This window comes from Pseudomonas sp. LFS074, assembly GCF_047978165.1.
Taxonomy (GTDB): domain Bacteria; phylum Pseudomonadota; class Gammaproteobacteria; order Pseudomonadales; family Pseudomonadaceae; genus Aquipseudomonas; species Aquipseudomonas putida_P.
Genome location: NZ_JBFPFV010000003.1, coordinates 757295 through 775246, shown reverse-complemented (window position 1 = coordinate 775246; position 17952 = coordinate 757295). Strand labels below are relative to the sequence as shown.

General features: G+C 62.7%; 23 protein-coding genes. 11 read left to right on the top strand and 12 right to left on the bottom strand.

Annotated elements, in window-relative coordinates; translation table 11 throughout:
* Nucleotides 1–195 precede the first annotated feature (195 nt).
* The 4 genes from ftsY to rpoH all read left to right on the top strand — a co-directional run bounded on the left by ftsY (nucleotide 196) and on the right by rpoH (nucleotide 4390).
* Nucleotides 196–1728, top strand: coding sequence for a signal recognition particle-docking protein FtsY (gene ftsY / locus ACNQP3_RS27515; protein WP_264316633.1), 1533 nt, complete (start codon nucleotides 196–198; stop codon nucleotides 1726–1728).
* A 2-nt stretch (nucleotides 1729–1730) separates the two neighbouring features.
* The gene (ftsE, locus tag ACNQP3_RS27510) at nucleotides 1731–2402 is read left to right on the top strand and encodes a cell division ATP-binding protein FtsE (RefSeq protein ID WP_012274659.1); all 672 of its coding nucleotides are present in this window, start codon (nucleotides 1731–1733) and stop codon (nucleotides 2400–2402) included.
* Nucleotides 2399–3424: a permease-like cell division protein FtsX gene (gene ftsX / locus ACNQP3_RS27505; protein ID WP_012274658.1), complete on the top strand. Its 1026-nt coding sequence runs from the start codon at nucleotides 2399–2401 to the stop codon at nucleotides 3422–3424. Before ftsE ends, ftsX begins: the two co-directional genes overlap by 4 nt.
* A gap of 111 nt (nucleotides 3425–3535) precedes the next feature.
* Nucleotides 3536–4390: an RNA polymerase sigma factor RpoH gene (gene rpoH, locus ACNQP3_RS27500; protein WP_015272155.1), complete on the top strand. Its 855-nt coding sequence runs from the start codon at nucleotides 3536–3538 to the stop codon at nucleotides 4388–4390.
* 179 nt (nucleotides 4391–4569) lie between these two features.
* On the opposite strand, the gene mtgA is transcribed toward rpoH, so the two are convergent.
* Entirely contained in the window at nucleotides 4570–5280 is a 711-nt protein-coding gene (mtgA, locus tag ACNQP3_RS27495; protein ID WP_060493015.1) for a monofunctional biosynthetic peptidoglycan transglycosylase, read from the bottom strand.
* Between the two features lie 64 nt (nucleotides 5281–5344).
* Between mtgA and ACNQP3_RS27490 the strand changes: the two genes are divergently transcribed.
* The 5 genes from ACNQP3_RS27490 to ACNQP3_RS27470 all read left to right on the top strand — a co-directional run bounded on the left by ACNQP3_RS27490 (nucleotide 5345) and on the right by ACNQP3_RS27470 (nucleotide 8230).
* Entirely contained in the window at nucleotides 5345–5716 is a 372-nt protein-coding gene (locus ACNQP3_RS27490; RefSeq protein ID WP_012274655.1) for a DUF423 domain-containing protein, read from the top strand.
* 102 nt (nucleotides 5717–5818) lie between these two features.
* Nucleotides 5819–6019, top strand: coding sequence for a sulfur carrier protein ThiS (thiS, locus tag ACNQP3_RS27485; protein ID WP_012274654.1), 201 nt, complete (start codon nucleotides 5819–5821; stop codon nucleotides 6017–6019).
* A 54-nt stretch (nucleotides 6020–6073) separates the two neighbouring features.
* Nucleotides 6074–6886 (top strand): thiazole synthase, encoded by an 813-nt coding sequence (locus ACNQP3_RS27480; RefSeq protein ID WP_003249091.1) that lies wholly within the window; start codon nucleotides 6074–6076, stop codon nucleotides 6884–6886.
* A 9-nt stretch (nucleotides 6887–6895) separates the two neighbouring features.
* Nucleotides 6896–7618, top strand: a complete 723-nt coding sequence (gene trmB / locus ACNQP3_RS27475) for a tRNA (guanosine(46)-N7)-methyltransferase TrmB (RefSeq protein ID WP_004575478.1) — start codon at nucleotides 6896–6898, stop codon at nucleotides 7616–7618.
* Between the two features lie 459 nt (nucleotides 7619–8077).
* On the top strand, nucleotides 8078–8230 hold the full coding sequence (locus ACNQP3_RS27470; protein ID WP_171577240.1) for a hypothetical protein: 153 nt from the start codon (nucleotides 8078–8080) through the stop codon (nucleotides 8228–8230).
* 39 nt (nucleotides 8231–8269) lie between these two features.
* Here the strand turns inward: ACNQP3_RS27470 and ACNQP3_RS27465 are convergent, their stop codons facing one another.
* From ACNQP3_RS27465 to ACNQP3_RS27425, 9 genes are all read right to left on the bottom strand, one after another.
* Complete coding sequence (locus ACNQP3_RS27465) at nucleotides 8270–8596, bottom strand: DUF3392 domain-containing protein (protein WP_003249095.1); 327 nt, start codon at nucleotides 8594–8596, stop codon at nucleotides 8270–8272.
* A gap of 9 nt (nucleotides 8597–8605) precedes the next feature.
* On the bottom strand, nucleotides 8606–9781 hold the full coding sequence (hemW, locus tag ACNQP3_RS27460; RefSeq protein WP_012274653.1) for a radical SAM family heme chaperone HemW: 1176 nt from the start codon (nucleotides 9779–9781) through the stop codon (nucleotides 8606–8608).
* Nucleotides 9778–10374 carry an RdgB/HAM1 family non-canonical purine NTP pyrophosphatase gene (gene rdgB, locus ACNQP3_RS27455; protein ID WP_012274652.1) on the bottom strand — a complete coding sequence of 199 codons (597 nt, stop codon included), beginning with the start codon at nucleotides 10372–10374 and terminating at the stop codon, nucleotides 9778–9780. The genes hemW and rdgB overlap by 4 nt, the downstream gene beginning before the upstream one ends.
* Nucleotides 10371–10805 carry a DUF4426 domain-containing protein gene (locus ACNQP3_RS27450; RefSeq protein WP_012274651.1) on the bottom strand — a complete coding sequence of 145 codons (435 nt, stop codon included), beginning with the start codon at nucleotides 10803–10805 and terminating at the stop codon, nucleotides 10371–10373. The genes rdgB and ACNQP3_RS27450 overlap by 4 nt, the downstream gene beginning before the upstream one ends.
* Nucleotides 10806–10827: 22 nt before the next feature.
* Complete coding sequence (gene metW, locus ACNQP3_RS27445) at nucleotides 10828–11448, bottom strand: methionine biosynthesis protein MetW (RefSeq protein ID WP_012274650.1); 621 nt, start codon at nucleotides 11446–11448, stop codon at nucleotides 10828–10830.
* A 7-nt stretch (nucleotides 11449–11455) separates the two neighbouring features.
* Nucleotides 11456–12595: a homoserine O-succinyltransferase MetX gene (gene metX / locus ACNQP3_RS27440; RefSeq protein WP_012274649.1), complete on the bottom strand. Its 1140-nt coding sequence runs from the start codon at nucleotides 12593–12595 to the stop codon at nucleotides 11456–11458.
* Between the two features lie 88 nt (nucleotides 12596–12683).
* Nucleotides 12684–13274 (bottom strand): YggT family protein, encoded by a 591-nt coding sequence (locus tag ACNQP3_RS27435; RefSeq protein ID WP_012274648.1) that lies wholly within the window; start codon nucleotides 13272–13274, stop codon nucleotides 12684–12686.
* A gap of 10 nt (nucleotides 13275–13284) precedes the next feature.
* A complete protein-coding gene (gene proC, locus ACNQP3_RS27430; protein ID WP_060492999.1) occupies nucleotides 13285–14103 on the bottom strand; it encodes a pyrroline-5-carboxylate reductase in 819 nt (272 codons plus the stop codon).
* Nucleotides 14104–14141: 38 nt separating this feature from the next.
* Nucleotides 14142–14828, bottom strand: coding sequence for a YggS family pyridoxal phosphate-dependent enzyme (locus tag ACNQP3_RS27425; RefSeq protein WP_012274646.1), 687 nt, complete (start codon nucleotides 14826–14828; stop codon nucleotides 14142–14144).
* 65 nt (nucleotides 14829–14893) lie between these two features.
* Between ACNQP3_RS27425 and ACNQP3_RS27420 the strand changes: the two genes are divergently transcribed.
* On the top strand, nucleotides 14894–15892 hold the full coding sequence (locus ACNQP3_RS27420; RefSeq protein WP_012274645.1) for a type IV pilus twitching motility protein PilT: 999 nt from the start codon (nucleotides 14894–14896) through the stop codon (nucleotides 15890–15892).
* Nucleotides 15893–16003: 111 nt separating this feature from the next.
* Here ACNQP3_RS27420 and ACNQP3_RS27415 read toward each other — a convergent pair whose 3' ends face one another.
* Nucleotides 16004–16630, bottom strand: a complete 627-nt coding sequence (locus ACNQP3_RS27415; protein WP_264316632.1) for a C40 family peptidase — start codon at nucleotides 16628–16630, stop codon at nucleotides 16004–16006.
* A gap of 166 nt (nucleotides 16631–16796) precedes the next feature.
* Between ACNQP3_RS27415 and ACNQP3_RS27410 the strand changes: the two genes are divergently transcribed.
* Nucleotides 16797–17216: an NINE protein gene (locus ACNQP3_RS27410; RefSeq protein WP_012274643.1), complete on the top strand. Its 420-nt coding sequence runs from the start codon at nucleotides 16797–16799 to the stop codon at nucleotides 17214–17216.
* Between the two features lie 37 nt (nucleotides 17217–17253).
* On the opposite strand, the gene ACNQP3_RS27405 is transcribed toward ACNQP3_RS27410, so the two are convergent.
* On the bottom strand, nucleotides 17254–17952 hold the full coding sequence (locus ACNQP3_RS27405) for an SPOR domain-containing protein (RefSeq protein WP_012274642.1): 699 nt from the start codon (nucleotides 17950–17952) through the stop codon (nucleotides 17254–17256).

Below are 17952 nucleotides of genomic sequence, written 5' to 3'. Positions count from 1 at the left end.
GCGTCGACGGGCCAGGAGGTGCTAGGATACTGATCCGGTTGCCTGGCGACCATGCCTGTCGCCGTTCTGGCCCACAGGACACTAAGACAAAACGTTGCGCATGAACCAGCCGGCTTCAAGATAGTCTGTTCTGCGTAGAGAGAATTCCCGATGCGCCGTAGCTGGCCCATCGCTACCCTGAGATAGCCGTCCTCCATGTTTGGTTCCAACGACGACAAAAAAGCGCCGGCCGAAGCTGGCGAAAAGAAAGGCCTGTTCAGCTGGTTTCGCAAGAAGCCGCAGCAACCTGTCGCCGAACAGCCACAAGCCCCCGAGCCGCAGGCTGCAGAGCCGGTAGCGCCGCAGCCCGCCGTCGAGCGCCCTGAAGCTGCTCCAATGGAGCCGGTGGCTGCACAGGCCCCAGCGCCTGCAACTGAAGCCCCTCGAGCTGCCGAGCCAGCATTGGCCCCTGAGCCTGCAAATGCCCCAGTGGTAGCCCCGGTCCTTGAGTCTGCACCCGCCCCGGTGGTTGCCTCGGCCCCTGAGCCTGCCCTGTCCCCTGTGGACGCGGGGTTGCCTGCGAGTGCGCAGTCTGCCGCCCCGCAGGTCGAAACCCCTGCGCCCGTAGCTGTTCCTGCCACTCAAATCATCGAACCCCCTGTCAGCAACCTGGTCCTGCCCGTTGCCGAAGAGCCCGTCGCGCTCGTCCCTGACCTGGAGCCAAAGGCCCCGCCTGCGATCCCCGAGCGCCCGGTGGCAGAGCCCGTGCAGCCTGAGCCCGAGCCAGCCCCTGTCGCCGCCGCAACCGTTACCGAGCAAGCCAAGCCCGGCTTCTTCGCCCGGCTCAAACAGGGACTGTCCAAGACCAGCGCCAGTATCGGCGAGGGCATGGCCAGCCTGTTTCTTGGCAAGAAGGTCATCGACGACGACCTGCTCGACGAAATCGAAACGCGCCTGCTGACCGCCGACGTCGGCGTGGAAGCCACCTCGGCCATCGTCCAGAACCTGACCCAGAAGGTCGCGCGCAAGCAGCTGGCCGACGCCGATGCCCTGTACAAATCGTTGCAGGAAGAACTGGCCGCGCTGCTGCGCCCAGTCGAACAGCCGCTGAAAGTGCAGGCACAGAACAAACCCTATGTGATCCTCGTGGTTGGCGTGAACGGTGCCGGCAAGACCACCACCATCGGCAAACTGGCGAAGAAGCTGCAGCTGGAAGGCAAGAAGGTGATGCTGGCTGCCGGTGATACCTTCCGTGCGGCGGCGGTCGAGCAGTTGCAGGTATGGGGCGAGCGTAACCAGATTCCGGTGATCGCTCAGCATACCGGTGCCGACTCCGCTTCGGTGATCTTCGACGCCGTGCAGGCTGCCAAGGCCCGTGGCGTCGACGTACTGATCGCTGATACCGCCGGGCGCCTGCACACCAAAGACAACCTGATGGAAGAGCTGAAGAAGGTCCGCCGGGTCATCGGCAAGCTTGATGCCGAGGCGCCGCACGAGGTGTTGCTGGTGCTCGATGCCGGCACCGGCCAGAACGCCATCAGCCAAGCCAAGTACTTCAATCAGAGCGTCGAGCTGACCGGCCTGGCCCTGACCAAGCTGGACGGCACTGCCAAAGGCGGGGTGATCTTCGCCCTGGCCAAGCAGTTCAATATCCCAATCCGCTTCATCGGTGTCGGTGAAGGTATCGACGACCTGCGCACCTTTGAAGCCGAGCCGTTCGTCAAGGCTCTGTTCGCCGAGCGAGACTGACCATGATCCGATTCGAACAGGTTGCCAAGCGCTATCCCAACGGTCATGTGGGTTTGCATGAGCTGAGCTTCCGGGCGCGTCGGGGCGAGTTCCTGTTCGTGACCGGGCACTCGGGTGCTGGCAAGAGCACCTTGCTGCGCCTGTTGCTGGCCATGGAGCGCCCGACCAGCGGCAAGCTGATGCTGGCCGGCCAGGACCTGGGCCAGATCAGCAACGCGCAAATCCCGTTCCTGCGCCGGCAGATCGGCGTGGTGTTCCAGAACCACCAGTTGTTGTTCGACCGCACGGTGTTCAACAACATTGCCCTGCCACTGCAGATTCTTGGCCTGTCCAAGGCCGAGATCGCCAAGCGTGTGGACTCGGCGCTGGAGCGTGTGTCGCTGTCCGACAAGGGCGAGCTGTTCCCGGCCGACCTGTCCACCGGGCAGCAGCAGCGGGTGGGCATCGCCCGTGCCATTGTCCACCAGCCCGCGCTGCTGCTGGCCGACGAACCCACCGGTAACCTCGACCCGCGCCTGGCTGCAGAGATCATGGGTGTATTCGAGGACATCAACCGCCTGGGCACCACGGTATTGATCGCCAGCCACGACCTGGCACTGATTGCGCGCATGCGCCACCGCATGCTCACCTTGCAGCGCGGCCGCTTGATCGGCGATGGGGAGGCCGGGCAATGAGCACTACACGAACGCCGAAAGTTTCCGAGCGGGTTGCGCCAAAGCCGGCCGACCCGCAACCGGCGAAGAAAAAGCGCGGCGAAGACGATGACGGACCGGATTTCCGCACGCTGCTGCATGCCTGGCTGGAAAGCCACCGCGCCAGCATGGCGGACAGCCTGCGTCGCCTGGGCAAGCAGCCGATCGGCAGCTTTTTCACCTGCCTGGTGATGGCTGTGGCGCTGAGCATGCCCATGGGCCTGTCGTTGCTGCTGAAGAACGTCGAGCAGCTTGGCGGCTCGTGGCAACGCGCTGCGCAGATTTCGCTGTACCTCAAGCTTGATGCCGGTAGCCGCGATGGCGAGGCCCTGCGCGACGAAATCAAGGGCATGCCCGGGGTCGCGGACGCGCAGTTTGTCAGCCGCGAGCAGGCGCTGGAGGAGTTCCAGCAGCAGTCTGGCTTGGGTGAAGCCTTGCGCGAGCTGCCCGACAACCCACTGCCTGGCGTGGTTGTGGTGACCCCGACCGAGGTCGACAAGCCGGCCCTGGATGCCTTGCGTCAGCGTTTGTCGGAACTGCCGCGGGTGGAAGTGGCACAACTGGACCTGGTGTGGGTCGAGCGCCTGGCAGCCATCCTCAAATTGGGTGACCGCTTTGTCTTCGGCCTGGCCGTGATGCTGATTTCTGCCCTGCTTTTAGTAATCGGTAACACAATTCGTCTACATATTGAAAACCGCCGTGTCGAGATCGAAGTGATCAAGCTGGTAGGCGGCACTGACGCCTACGTGCGCCGGCCTTTCCTGTACATGGGCGCCTTGTATGGCCTGGGTGCGGGGGTGCTGGCGTGGGGTATCCTGGCGTTCGGCCTGAACTGGCTGAATGACGCGGTTGTGGGGCTTTCCGGGCTGTACGGCAGTGACTTCGCCCTTGGCGGGGTGCCAGCGTCCGATGGTCTGTCGCTCTTGATCGGAGCGGTGCTGTTGGGGTATATCGGTGCATGGATTGCCGTCGCTCGTCACCTGAACGAGCTGGCGCCGCGATAGTTTTTACGTGCCAGCATTGACATTTTCTTCACTACGGAACTTGTACCGTCGTTCCAGGTCAATGTTGGCAGCGCCCACAAGGTGCGAGTTTAGTAAGTCGGAGGTTCTTGAATGACCACATCGTTGCAACCTGCCTATGCCCTGGTGCCCGGTGCAAACCTGGAAGCCTATGTGCACACGGTCAACAGCATCCCGCTGCTGACGGTCGAGCAGGAGCGTGATCTGGGCGAGCGTCTCTATTATGAGCAGGATGTCGAGGCCGCTCGTCAAATGGTGATGGCCCACCTGCGTTTCGTCGTACATATCGCCCGTAGCTATGCCGGCTACGGGTTGGCCCAGGCCGACCTGATCCAGGAAGGCAATGTCGGCCTGATGAAAGCCGTCAAGCGCTTCAACCCGGAAATGGGCGTGCGCCTGGTGTCGTTCGCCGTACACTGGATCAAGGCAGAGATTCACGAGTTCATCCTGCGCAACTGGCGCATCGTCAAGGTGGCGACCACCAAGGCCCAACGCAAGTTGTTCTTCAACCTGCGCAGCCAGAAGAAGCGCCTGGCTTGGCTGAACAACGACGAAGTGCATCGCGTGGCGGAAAGCCTTGGTGTCGAGCCGCGCGAAGTGCGTGAGATGGAAAGCCGCCTCAGCGGCCAGGACATGGCCTTCGACCCAGCAGCGGAAGCTGACGACGACAGCGCCTTCCAGTCGCCAGCGCATTACCTGGAAGACCATCGTTACGATCCTGCGGTGCAGTTGGAGGATGCCGATTGGAGTGATAACTCCACCAGCAACCTGCACGAAGCGCTGCAAGGTTTGGATGAACGTAGCCGCGATATTCTCTACCAGCGCTGGTTGGCGGAAGAGAAAGCCACGTTGCATGAGCTGGCTGACAAGTACAGCGTTTCGGCTGAGCGGATTCGCCAGCTGGAGAAGAATGCGATGAACAAGGTCAAGGCACTGATCGCGGTCTGATCGAGCCTGGCCGTAAACAGAGCCGCTTGCCTGGATAGGGTGAGCGGCTTTTTTTTGCCTGTGAGATTTTGGGGCCGCCTTGCGGCCCATCGCGACGCAAGGCCGCTCCTACAAGGGATCGCGGTCGCCTGTAGGAGCGGCCTTGTGTCGCGATGGGCTGCGCAGCAGCCCCCAAAAGCTCAAAGTTTGCGCGAAGTATCGAGCTGCATCAGGTAGCTGGGCCCGCCCAACTGGCTCATCTGCCGGCGAATCCAACCGGCCCGGCTCGCCACATAGGCACTCGGCCGGCTGGCACTCCACTTGATCGGGCTAGGCAGCACTGCGGCCAACTGCGCCGCCTGCTGGCGGCTGAGCCGGCTGGCATCAACGCCAAAGTGATAACGCGCTGCCGCCTGGGCACCAAACACGCCTTTGCCCCACTCGGCGCTGTTCAGGTAAACCTCGAGAATTCGCTCTTTCGACCAGAACAACTCGATCAGCGCCGTGAACCAGGCTTCCAGCCCTTTGCGGAACCAGCTGCGCCCGGACCATAGGAACAGGTTCTTGGCTACTTGCTGGGTCAGGGTGCTTGCACCGCGGACATTACCGCCGCGCTCGTTGTAGGCCAGCGCTGCCTGAATGGCTGGGATGTCGAAGCCCCAGTGGCTGGCGAACTTCTGGTCCTCGCCCGCGATGACGGCAACCTTCAGTTCATCGGAGATATTCTCCCACGGCTCCCAATCGCGCTGCAGGTCGATCGGCTCGCCATTCACCCATGACTGTACCTTGCGCTCGACCATCAGCGCCGTGCCGGGCGGTGGCACCCAGCGGAACACCAGCACCAGCACGATGCTGCCGGCAGCGAACCAGAGCAGGGCGCGGGAGAGGCGACGGATAAGGGTTGGCAGCATGGCGATGGCTTGGCCGTACGGGTGGAAGGGGCCATTATACAGACCCGATACAAGGAGTCGTCCCATGCTTCGCAGCTTCCTGATGCTTGCCGCCTTTTTCGGCTTTACCGGGGTCGCCCTGGGTGCCTTCGCCGCCCACGGCCTGAAAAACCGCCTGACGGCGGACTACCTGGCCATTTTCCATACCGGCGTGACTTACCAACTGGTGCATGCCTTGGCGATCTTCGGCGTTGCCGTGCTCTCGGTGCACTTGCCCGGGCGCCTGGTGGGCTGGGCTGGCGGCCTGTTTGCGCTGGGGATCGTGCTGTTCTCCGGCAGCCTGTACCTGCTAACCCTCAGCGGTCTGGGCAAGCTGGGCATCATCACCCCGATTGGCGGCCTGTGCTTCTTGGCCGGCTGGCTGTGCCTGGGCCTGGCGGCCTGGCGGCTGGGCTGACCGAGTGGTCCACAATCGCGACTAATGGCGCGCACCGCCCTTGGGTTGCAGGACGGTTCGGCGCTAGAATGCGGGCCCCAAAGAACAATGGTGGCCGTGCGCATGCGCATTCAATTGAACGGTGAGCCTTACGAACTGCCTGCTGGCGAAAGCGTTGCAGCCCTGCTGACCCGCCTTGAGCTGGCCGGGCGCCGTGTCGCAGTGGAACTGAACCTGGATATCGTGCCGCGTAGCCAGCACGACAGCACGCTGCTGAACGACGGCGACCAGGTCGAAGTGGTCCACGCCATCGGTGGCGGCTGACAGCAGCCCGGCGGTTCACAAGCAAGCCCAGCAACCTTTTCCCGAGGAACAACGATGAGCAACGTTCGTAGCGACAAGCCCTTCACCCTGGCCGGGCGTACTTTCCAGTCGCGCCTGCTGGTCGGTACCGGCAAGTACCGTGACATGGAAGAAACCCGCCTGGCCACCGAGGCCTCGGGTGCCGAAATCGTCACCGTCGCCGTGCGCCGTACCAACTTGGGCCAGAATGCGGGCGAGCCGAACCTGCTCGATGTACTGTCGCCTGACAAGTACACCATCCTGCCGAATACTGCAGGCTGCTTTGACGCGGTGGAAGCGGTGCGTACTTGTCGCCTGGCCCGCGAACTGCTGGATGGGCGCAAATCGCATGAATCCCGGACGCTGGTAAAGCTGGAAGTGCTGGCCGACCAGAAAACCCTGTTCCCCAACGTGATCGAAACCCTCAAGGCCGCCGAAGTGTTGGTCAAGGAAGGTTTCGACGTGATGGTGTACACCAGCGACGACCCGATCATCGCCCGTCAATTGGCCGAGGTGGGCTGCATCGCGGTCATGCCGTTGGCTGGCCTGATTGGTACCGGCCTGGGCATCTGCAACCCCTACAACCTGCAGATCATCCTGGAAGAGTCCAAGGTGCCGGTGCTGGTCGACGCCGGTGTGGGTACAGCTTCCGACGCTACCATCGCCATGGAAATGGGCTGCGAGGCGGTGCTGATGAATTCGGCCATTGCCCACGCCCAGCAACCGGTGCTGATGGCCGAAGCCATGAAGCACGCCATCGTCGCCGGTCGCATGGCCTACCTGGCCGGCCGTATGCCGAAGAAACTCTATGCCAGCGCCTCTTCGCCGCTGGATGGTCTGATCAAGTAAGAGCAACTGATGACTGAATCGCACGATACGCCGATCACCCCCGACGGCGAAGCTCGCCCGCACCGCCGCATCAAGAGCTTCGTGATGCGCGCCGGGCGCATGACCGAAGGCCAGCAGCGCGGCCTGGACCAGGGCGGCCCGCTGTACATCCTGCCGCTGGCCGACAGCCCGGTGGACTATGACCAGGTGTTCGGCCGTTCGGCGCCGCGCACCCTGGAGATTGGCTTCGGCATGGGCCATTCCCTGTTGGAAATGGCCGCTGCCGCGCCTGAACAGGACTTCATCGGTGTGGAAGTGCACCGCCCGGGTGTGGGCGCGCTGCTCAACGGCGTGCTGACCCAGGGGCTGAAGAACCTGCGGGTGTATGACTGCGATGCAATCGAAGTGCTGAACCGCTGCGTGGCCGACAACAGCCTCGACCGCTTGATGCTGTTCTTCCCCGACCCATGGCACAAGGCGCGTCACCACAAGCGTCGTATCGTGCAGCTGGAGTTTGCCGAGCTGGTACGTCGCAAGCTCAAGCCCGGTGGCGTGTTCCACATGGCCACGGACTGGGAACCGTATGCCGAGTACATGCTGGAAGTGATGAGTGCCGCCCCCGGCTACCGCAACCGTGCGGCCGACGGTACTTACGTGCCACGCCCGGAAGAGCGCCCGATCACCAAGTTCGAACGCCGCGGCGAGCGGCTGGGGCATGGGGTGTGGGACTTGAAGTTCGAGAAGGTGGATTGAACGGCTGAGTCAGCCTATTGATGTGCTAGTGCTTGCAGAAATGCAGGCGAAAAAAACCGCCTTGAGAAAGGCGTTTTTTTTGTGAGCAACAGGACTGAGTATCCTGCGCTCTGGGGTTTCACTGAAAACTTCACACAGTCAGCTGATCATAGGGACCTTCGAAAACTGGGTCAATGTGCGGAAGTATCCGGCATCACGTGTGTCGGCGCGGTTAACAGCCTTGATTGGATGATCCAGGTATTATCGCGTCGCTCCTGTGTGTAGATTCAGTGATGGGCCGGGTAGGAGAAGAATTCTGCTTTCCGGCCCCTTCGACATGGCTTGAGAACCATGCCGGTGACACTCTTCGAAGGGCCATCAACCTGGCCACTTCACTGAAGACTTCACACAGTTTTCGAAGGCATCGAAGCGCCAGTTAGATGCTGGAAGACTGGCCCGCCAACACGGAGGCCAAGGCATATGAAGCGTTTGCTTGATGCGCTGAGCCGCGCCTGGAAGCTTGTCCGGATCTTGATAGTGCTCAAGACCGTTCGGGATTTCTGTGGGAGCGGGTTTACCCGCGAAGAAGGCGACGCGGTGCCTGGCACGGGCTTTGCCCGTGTTCGCGGGTAAACCCGCTCCTACAGGGTAAGGCGTTAGTCCGACGGCGGTTCAACCCCTGCGATCAGCCACCACGCCAATCAACACCAGCACCACCAGCAACACCGGTGCCAGCGCGTAGTTGTTGAACTGGCTCAGCCCCTTCACCACCCACGGTGTGGCATAGATCAGCGCCGCACCGCTGCCGATCATCACCATCAATGCCATGAACGGCACGCGCAGGGCACCCGCCAGGCCACCCAGGCGTTGCTCGGCCCAGGCTTTGACATCGGTGCCGAACAGCACCAGCAGGCAGCCTACCAAGGCCAGTGAAATCTCCGACAGGTTGCTGCGGCTCCAGCGGGAAACCGTCGCGAGCAGATCAAGTACCAGATCCATGGGTCATCCTTAGGTCAAGAAATACTGCAGCAGGTCATTGAGGAACAACTGGCCCCTTGGCGTGGCCACCAGTCGATCCGGTTCGACCTGCAAAAGGCCCTTTTGTTCGGCGGCGCGGCGTGCCTCGCGCAGTTGTTCCAATGGCAAGCCCGTGCGTTGGGTAAACAGTTCGGCTTCCACGCCATCGGTAAGCCGCAGGGCGTTCATCAGGAACTCGAACGGCAGCTCGTCCACCGGCAATAGCTTCTCGCCGGCCTTGAACGGCTTGGCCAGGTTCAGGTAGTCCTTGGGCAGGCGGGTCTTCCAGGTGCGCAGGATGCGCCCGTCGGCGAAGGTGAGCTTGCCGTGGGCACCTGCACCGATGCCGATGAAGTCGCCGAAGCGCCAGTAGTTGAGGTTGTGCCGGGCGGCGCGGCCTGCCTGCGCATACGCCGATACCTCGTACTGGCGGTAACCGTGCTCGGTCATCAGCGCCTGGCCGGCTTCCTGGATGTCCCAGAGGATGTCGTCTTCGGGCAGCTCTGGCGGTTGGTTCCAGAATACCGTGTTTGGTTCCACGGTCAGCTGGTACCACGACAGGTGCGTCGGCCCCAGGTCAATGGCCTGGCGCAGGTCGCCCAGCGCATCATCCAGCGACTGGTCGGGCAGGCCGTGCATCAGGTCCATGTTGAAGTTGTCGAAGCCGGCGGCGCGTGCCATGCCGGCGGCACGCACCGCTTCATCACCGTTGTGAATGCGCCCCAGCGCCTCCAGCTTGGCCGGTTGGAAGCTCTGCACACCGATGGACAGGCGGTTGATGCCGGTTTGCCGGTAGGCCTTGAACTTGTCCTGCTCGAAGGTGCCTGGGTTGGCTTCCAGGGTAATTTCGATGTCTGGTGCAAACGGGATGCGCTGTTCCACGCCGCGCAGCAAACGGCCAAGGGCGTTGGCGCTGAACAGGCTGGGCGTACCGCCACCGAAAAAGATCGAGCTGATCGGGCGGCCTTGCACGGCGGCCAGTTCCTGGTCGAGGTCGTCCAGCAGTGCTGTGACGTAGGCGTCTTCCGGCAGTTCAGGCCCGGCAGCGTGGGAGTTGAAGTCGCAGTAAGGGCATTTGCGTACGCACCACGGGATGTGGATGTACAGCGCCAGCGGCGGCAGGCTGGTGAAGCGCACCGCGCCGGGAGTGGACAGCGTTGCGATCATGCCAGGCCCAGACGTTGGCGCAGCAGGGCCATGGCACGGGCGCGGTGGCTGAGCTGGTTCTTGTCTGCCGGAGCCAGGTCGGCGCTGGAGCAGCTTCGCTCCGGTACCCAGAACAATGGGTCGTAGCCAAAGCCGTGCTCGCCGCTGGCTTCAAAAAGGATGCTGCCGTGCCACAGTCCTTCGCAGAGGATTGGCAACGGGTCGTCGGCGTGGCGTACCAACGCCAGTACGCAGACGAACTGCGCGCCGCGCTCGGCTTCAGGCACGTCTTTCAACGCTTCGAGCAGCTTGGCGTTGTTCGCCGCGTCACCCTTGCCATCGGCGTAGCGTGCCGAGTAGATGCCCGGCGCGCCGCCGAGGAAGTCCACTGCCAGGCCAGAGTCGTCGGCCAGGGCTGGCAGGCCGGAAATACGGGCGGCATTGCGCGCTTTGAGGATGGCGTTTTCGACGAACGACAGGCCGGTCTCTTCTGGCTCGACCTGGCTGAACTCGCCAATCGAGCGCAGTTGCACGGACTGGCCGAGCATGGCCTGGAGTTCCTTGAGTTTGCCGGCGTTGTGGCTGGCCAATACGAGTTGCTGGAAATTCATCATTCGCCTGGGAACACGTCCTGGTTGAAGCTGAGGGAGTTGCTGATCCCGCCGGTTTCGATGTTCAGGTCGAAGGTGACGGTTTCTGGTTGGTCGATCTTGAATTGGGCGATGTAGTACACCGCGCCTTGTTCGGTAATTTGCTTGAACGACAGCGGGCTGCTGCGCCCCGTCAGGTCTTTGACCGTGCCGCTGACCAACGCCGGGGTGGACTTGTTGGCCTTGAGCACGGCAATGTTGAGCACGCCCTGGTTCTTGCTGCGTACAAGACCAGTCGCTGCGGCCACTTCGGGTGTAAGCATGCTCGACGTGAATGCGCTGTAGTGCACCGTCACGTCGCCAAACACTTCCTTGCGCTCGGGGCGGGCGGCATCGGCAGCCAGTACCGGCAGGGCCAGGCACAGGCTGATCAGGAACAGGGCTAGGCGACGCATGGGGCGATTCCTCCGGTGGGCGTCAGACCGCGAGCTGGTGCTCTTGCAGGCTCGGGCTGCTGACGCGGTAGATGCCGATCTCACCTAGTAGATTAGGCCATAGCCGGCCACCCCACCCGTTGCGGTGCAGGTGGTCGACCGCCAGGCGGTCGAGCACCTTGGCCCGTCGTTCGTGCACCAGTTCTTCGAAGTCGGCGAAGGTGCAGAAGTGGATGTTCGGTGTGTTGTACCAGGTGTACGGCATGAAGTCCGAGACCGGCATGCGGCCTTTGGTCGCCAGGTACCAGCGGCAGCGCCAGTGGCCGAAGTTGGGGAAGGTGATGATGCACTGGCGGCCCACGCGCAGCATCTCGTCGAGGATGCGGTCAGGGTACTCCACGGCCTGCAGGGCCTGGGTCATGATCACCACGTCGAAGCTGTTGCTGGCGAAGTTGCCCAGGCCTTTGTCCAGGTCCTGCTCGATGACGTTGACGCCCTTGGCCACGCAGGCGGCGATGTTGTCGGCGTCGATCTCCAGGCCATAGCCGGTGACCTGCTTGCGGTCACGCAGCGAGGCCAGCAGTTCGCCACTGCCGCAGCCCAGGTCGAGTACCCGGCTGCCGGCGGGGATCCAGTCGTGGATGATTTCCAGATCGGCTCTCATGCTGTCCTCAGATGGCAATGCGGTTCATGTAGTTCGAGAAACCCTGCATGTAGCGAGGTGTGGGGATCAGGAAGGCATCGTGCCCATAAGGCGAGTCGATCTCCAGGTAGCAGACGTTTTTACGCGCGGCCATCAGGGCGTCGACGATCTCGCGTGAACGGGCCGGCGAGAAGCGCCAGTCGGTGGTGAACGACATGATGCAGTAGTCCGCCGTGACATGGGCCAGGGTGGCAGCCAGGTCACCACCCTGGGCGGCGGCTGGGTCGAAATAGTCCAGCGCCTTGGTCATCAGCAGGTAGGTATTGGCGTCGAAACGGCCGGAAAACTCCTCGCCCTGATAGCGCAGGTAGCTTTCGACCTGGAACTCGACGCTGTGGAAGTCGTAGTTGAGCTTGTCGCTTTTCAGCTCACGGCCGAATTTTTCACCCATCGAGTCGTCGGACAGGTAGGTAATGTGGCCGACCATGCGTGCCAGCATCAGGCCGCGCTTGGGGATTACGCCCTGGTCCTGGAACGAACCGCCGTGGAACTCGGGGTCGGTGAGAATGGCCTGACGGGCCACCTCGTTGAAGGCGATGTTCTGTGCCGACAGTTTGGGCGCCGAGGCAATGTCGACGCAATGGCGCACGCGCTCGGGGTAGCTGATGGTCCATTGCAGCGCCTGCATGCCGCCCAGGCTGCCGCCGACCACGGCGGCCCATTGCTGGATGCCCAGACGTTCGCCCAGGCGCACCTGGCTATGCACCCAGTCCTCCACGGTCAGTACCGGGAAATCGGCGCCATAGGGCTTGCCGGTGGCCGGGTTGACACTGCTGGGGCCGGTGCTGCCGTTACAGCCGCCGAGGTTGTTCAGGCTGACCACGAAGAAGCGGTTGGTATCGATTGGCTTGCCGGGGCCGATGCAGCTATCCCACCAGCCCGGCTTGCGGTCGGTGGCGGCATGGTAGCCAGCGGCATGGTGGTGGCCGGAAAGGGCATGGCAGATCAGCACGGCGTTGCTCGCGCTGGCGTTCAGGGTGCCATAGGTCTCGTAGACCAGTTCGTAACTGGCCAGGGAGCGGCCACAGGCCAGGGCCAGCGGTTCATCGAACCGGGCGGTTTGCGGTACTACCAGACCGACGGAATCTACGGGAAAGACAGTGGACATCGACCCTGCTCACGCTTGACGGAGGCGTAAGTCTAAAGAGCGCTACCCCCAGCGGCAAGCAAAGGCTTGCCGCTAGGGGTAAGCAGGGTCAGATCATGCGCCACAGTTCTTGTGGCATGCCAGCGTAGGCGGCCAGCGGGGGCATTACGAACGACTGGATCACCTGGATCGCCAGGAAGGCGAAGATCGGCGAGATGTCCATGCCGCCCAGGTTGGGCACCAGGCGGCGGAACGGTGCCAGTACCGGCTCGCTGATCTGGTAGGCCAACTCGGCCGCCGGATTGTGGCTGTTGGGGGCTACCCAGGACACGATCACCATGACGATCATGGCCACCCAGAAGATCTTCAGGAACAGCGAAGTGATGCCGATGATCGCCCACATCAGCAGGTGCAGGATGTCGCCGAAGGTGCCATAGGTGACCATCAGCACAAAGCCCATCAGCAGCGCCTGGATCACGATTGCCAACAGCAGAGACGAGGTGTCCAGCCCACCGACACTGGGAATGACCCGACGGATCGGCTTGAGCAGCGGCTGGGTGGCACGCACCGCGAACTGGCACAGCGGGTTGTAGAAATTGGCCTTGACCAGTTGCAGCACGAAGCGCAGCAGGACGATCACCAGGTACAGGCTGACCAAGGTTTGCACCACGAAGATCGCGGCGCCGGACAGTGCATTCATCTAAAGCTCCTTATTTGCCCAGTTGTTCGGCCAGTTCGGCGGAGCGCGTGGCTGCAGCTTGCAGCGCCTGCTCGACGATGGCTTCGAAGCCGCTGGCCTGGAACGATTTGATCGCCGCTTCCGTGGTGCCGGCGGGCGAGGTGACGCGGCGGCGCAGTTCGGCGGCATCGACATCGCTGGCAACCGCCATGCGCGCGGCGCCCAGGGCGGTCTGCAAGGTTAGCTGGGAAGCGGTTTCGCGTGGCAGGCCAAGTTTTTCGCCGGCTGCGGTCATGGCCTCGATCAGCAGGAAAAAGTAGGCCGGGCCGCTGCCGGATACGGCGGTAACGGCGTCCAGTTGCTGTTCTTGCTGCAACCACAAGGCGGTGCCCACGGCCGACAGCAGTTGTTCGGCCTGCTGGCGCTGTTCGCCGGACACTTCGGCGGTGGCGTACAGGCCGCTCACGCCCTGGCGCAGCAGTGCGGGGGTATTGGGCATGCAGCGTACCACCGGGCGAGCGCCCACCCAGCTTTGCAGGCTGGCGCAGGTGATGCCGGCAGCGATGGAAACGATCAGTTGGCCATCCCGCAGGTTGGGTTGCAGGGCCTGGCACACGGCCTTCATGACTTGTGGTTTGACCGCCAGCACGATGACGTCGGCGCCCTCGATGGCCTGGGCGTTGTCCTCGAAGGTTTCGATGCCGTGCTCGGCCTGGATACGGCCGCGGGTCTCGGCGCCCGGGTCGCTGGCGCGGATCTGCGAGGCGTCCAGCCCCTGGGCACGCAGACCGCCGATCAGGCTGGCGGCCATGTTGCCGGCGCCGATAAAGGCAATACGTGTCTTGCTCATGTCAGGTCCTTGTGGAAAAGAGTGAGTGAAGCATGGAATCAGGTGTTGCCGTAGTCGCGGGCACCGAACAGGGCGGTGCCGATACGCACCCAGGTCGCACCCTGTGCGATCGCGGCTTCCAGATCGTGGCTCATGCCCATGGACAGGGTGTCCAGATCAAGCCCCAGGTTTTCCTGCAACTGGCGCAAATGGGCGAAGGCAGCCTCCTGGGCGGCGCGGTCGTCGGTGGGCTCGGGGATTGCCATCAGCCCGCGCAAGCGCAGGTTGGGCAGCCCGGCCACGGCCTTGGCCAAGGCCGGCAGGTCTGCGGGGGCGCAGCCAGACTTGCTGTCTTCGCCACTCACGTTCACTTGCAGGCAGAGGTTCAGCGGCGCCAGACCGGCAGGGCGCTGCTCGGACAGGCGTTGGGCAATTTTCAGGCGGTCCACGGAATGTACCCAGTCGAAATGCTCGGCGATGGCCTTGGTCTTGTTCGACTGAATGGGGCCGATGAAGTGCCAGATCAAGGGCAAGTCGCTGAGTTCCTGCTGCTTTGTCAGCGCTTCCTGTAGGTAGTTCTCCCCGAAATCGCGCACGCCTGCGGTGTGGATCTCGCGGATGGCGCTGGCCGGCTTGGTCTTGCTCACGGCCAGCAACTGAACGCTGGCCGGATCGCGCCCGGCTGCCTGGGCGGCGCTGGCGATACGGGCGGAAATCGCGGAAAGGTTGTCTGCTAGGGTGGACATGGACGGATGCCGGCAACTGAAGGGTTTGCGGCATTCTACCTACTTGAAGGCCTTTGGGGAGTCTCATGGACGTGACTGACCTGTTGGCCCGGGCCGTGGATGCGGGGGCTTCGGACCTGCACCTGGCGGCGGGCCAGATACCGATGCTGCGTTTGGATGGCGAGTTGCAGGGGATGGATTTGCCGACCTTGGGGGCGGATGCCTTGATCGATGGCATGGCTGCCGTGCTGGATGACCACCAGCGACGACAGTGGGCCCATGGCGATGAACTGGATCTGGCGCTGGAGTTACCTGCCCTTGGGCGTTTTCGGCTGAACCTGTTTCGCCAATTGAATGGCCCAGCTGTCACTTTTCGGTTGATTCAGGGGCGAATTGCCACGCTGGATGAGCTTGATCTGGCAGATGTGTTTCAAGCTGTTGCCCAATGCCGTGATGGCTTGATCCTGGTGGGCGGGCCGACCGGCAGTGGCAAGTCCAGCACCCTGGCGACGCTGGTTGATCAACTGAATCGCGAGCGGGCGCTGCACATCATTACCCTGGAGGACCCTGTCGAAGTTATCCACGGCAGCCAGCGCAGCCTGGTCAATCAGCGTGAGGTGGGGTGTCATAGCCACAGCTTTGCTCAGGGGCTACGCAGTGCGCTGCGCCAGGACCCGGATGTGATCATGATCGGCGAGTTGCGTGACCTGGAAACCATTCGCCTGGCCCTGCGCGCGGCCGAAACCGGGCATCTGGTGCTGGCAACCGTGCATGCACGTTCGGCGGCCAGCAGTATCGACAGGTTGGTGGAGGTATTCGCTGCCGAGGAAAAGCCGTTGGTGCGGGCGATGTTGGCCGAGTCGCTGCGCCTGGTGGTCGCGCAGGTGCTGGTCAGGCGTGTGGGCGGTGGACGGGTGGCGGCTCGGGAAGTGCTGGTGGCGACGCCGGCGGTGCGCAATCTGGTTCGGGAGGGGCGGATGGCGCAGTTGTGTTCGGTGATGCAGGCGGGAGGGGTGGAGGGGATGCGGACGATGGAGGGGGCGATGCGGGGGTTGAAGGAGAAGGGGCTGATCAACGACCTGTAGTGTTTACACCGGCCCTTTCGCGGGCAAGCCCACTCCCACAGGGTCAGCACAGATTTTGAGGGCTGTGTCATCGCTGTGGGAGCGGGCTGGCCCGCGAAGAGGCTGGCCTGCTTAACGCTTGGCCAGGCTCAGCTGCTGCTGTTCCTTCGGCAGTACTCGCTTGGCCACGACGTAATGCTTCTGCCAGTACGGCTTGCTCAGGGTGTCGATGCTCACCCGCTTGCCGCGCCGTGGGGCGTGGATGAAGCGGTCGTTGCCCAGGTAAATGGCAACATGGTTCACCCGGCGGCTCTTGATGTTGAAGAAAATCAGGTCGCCAGGCTTCAGGTCACCTTTGGCCACCTTCACGCCGTGGCCCTGGGCCATGGCATTGGAGGTGCGCGGCAGGTCGACATCGGCGACGTCATTGAAGGCGTACTTGACCAGCCCGCTGCAGTCGAAGCCTTTTTTCGGGCTGCTGCCGCCCCAAACATAGGGGGCACCGAGCACATTCACCGCACGGCTGAGCACATCGCTGCTTTGCTTCGGCGACATGGCGGCAACCTGCACGCCGCGGCTGCTGGCGGCATTGCTTGGGCGAGCGCGCAGTGTGGTTTGCTTGACCGGTGCGTGTTTCACCGAGGCGTTGGTGGTGTAGCCGGTGAAACCATTGGGAAGACGTTGCTCACGATTGGTGGCGTGGGCGGCCAGGGGCAATAATAGGCAGAGGGTCAGCCATGTCTTGATCAAAGGCGGCATAGATGAAGCTCTTATGAATAGTTATGTGTTGGGCGCGCAACTTTATAACAGCTTTTTGATCAATCTTTGATCCGTTGGTCGATTGCCCAGGTGCCGTACGTCGGCCTGCGACGAGAAAGTCACATTTTTTTTTAGAAAATTTTCGGATAACCCAAAGGGGCTATGAATGAACAGTTATCAACAGGGGGCGCCCTTTCACGACACCCACAGCAAAACCATTGGCTACTTGCTGTGGATTTTCGGCTTCACCGGGTCCCATCGTTTCTACTATGGCAAGCCGATTACGGGGACCCTTTGGTTCTTCACCTTCGGCCTGCTGGGAATCGGTTGGCTGATCGACCTGTTTCTGATCCCGTCCATGGACCGTGAGGCTGACCTGAGGTTCCAGTCGGGGCGTATCGACTACAACATCGCCTGGGTTCTGCTGACCTTCCTGGGGGTGTTCGGCCTGCATCGCCTGTATCAGGGTAAATGGATCACCGCGATCATCTACTTCTTTACCGGCGGGTTGTTCCTGGTGGGGGTGCTGTATGACTTCTGGACGCTGAACAGCCAGGTTTCCGAGCGGAATGCGGGGCGGGGATGAGGTAGGCGGGGGCTGCAACGCAGCCCCCAACCAAGGCTTACTGGCGGGTCTGGCGCTGTTGCAGCAACAGGTTGCTGAACCCAGCCCCGGCCAGCTGCTTCTGTGCGCCGGTCAACTGCTCACGGTTGCTGAACGGCCCGACCAGCACGCGGTACCAGGTTTCGTCCTTGACCGTACCTGACTCCACCTTTACCGCCTGGCCCAGCAGAATGATCTGTGCGCGCACCTTGTCGGCATCGGCCTGCTTGCGGAACGAGCCCGCCTGCAGGAAGTACTGGGTGGTCGCTGCCGGCTTGATCACCGGTGGTGGCGGTGGCGGGGTCTGACCGAGCAAGGCTGCCTGTGCACGAGCGGTGTCTATCTTCGCCGCTTCGGCCGGGGTCACCGGGGTTACCGGCTGTGCCGGGACCGGAGGCGTCTTCTCTGGCACGGCCTCTGGCGGCACGATTACCTCGGACTCCGGCAGCAGGGTGTAGAAGTCATACTTCGGCTTCACCGGCTGCTGCGGGGTGGCCTGCGCGGGCTTGCTGGCCTCGGCCACCTTCTCCGGCTTCTGCTGCTCGGGTTTGGCGCGCTTGATGTCGTCGCCACCGGGTTCGAGCTTCATCAAGAACACGATGAACGCGCCTACGGTCAGGCCGACTGCCAGCCATACCCAGCCGGGGATCGGCTGTTTGGCCGGCGCCGTCTGACGGCTGGCGCCGCGCTTTGGGGCAGGTTTTTTCTTGGCAGCCAA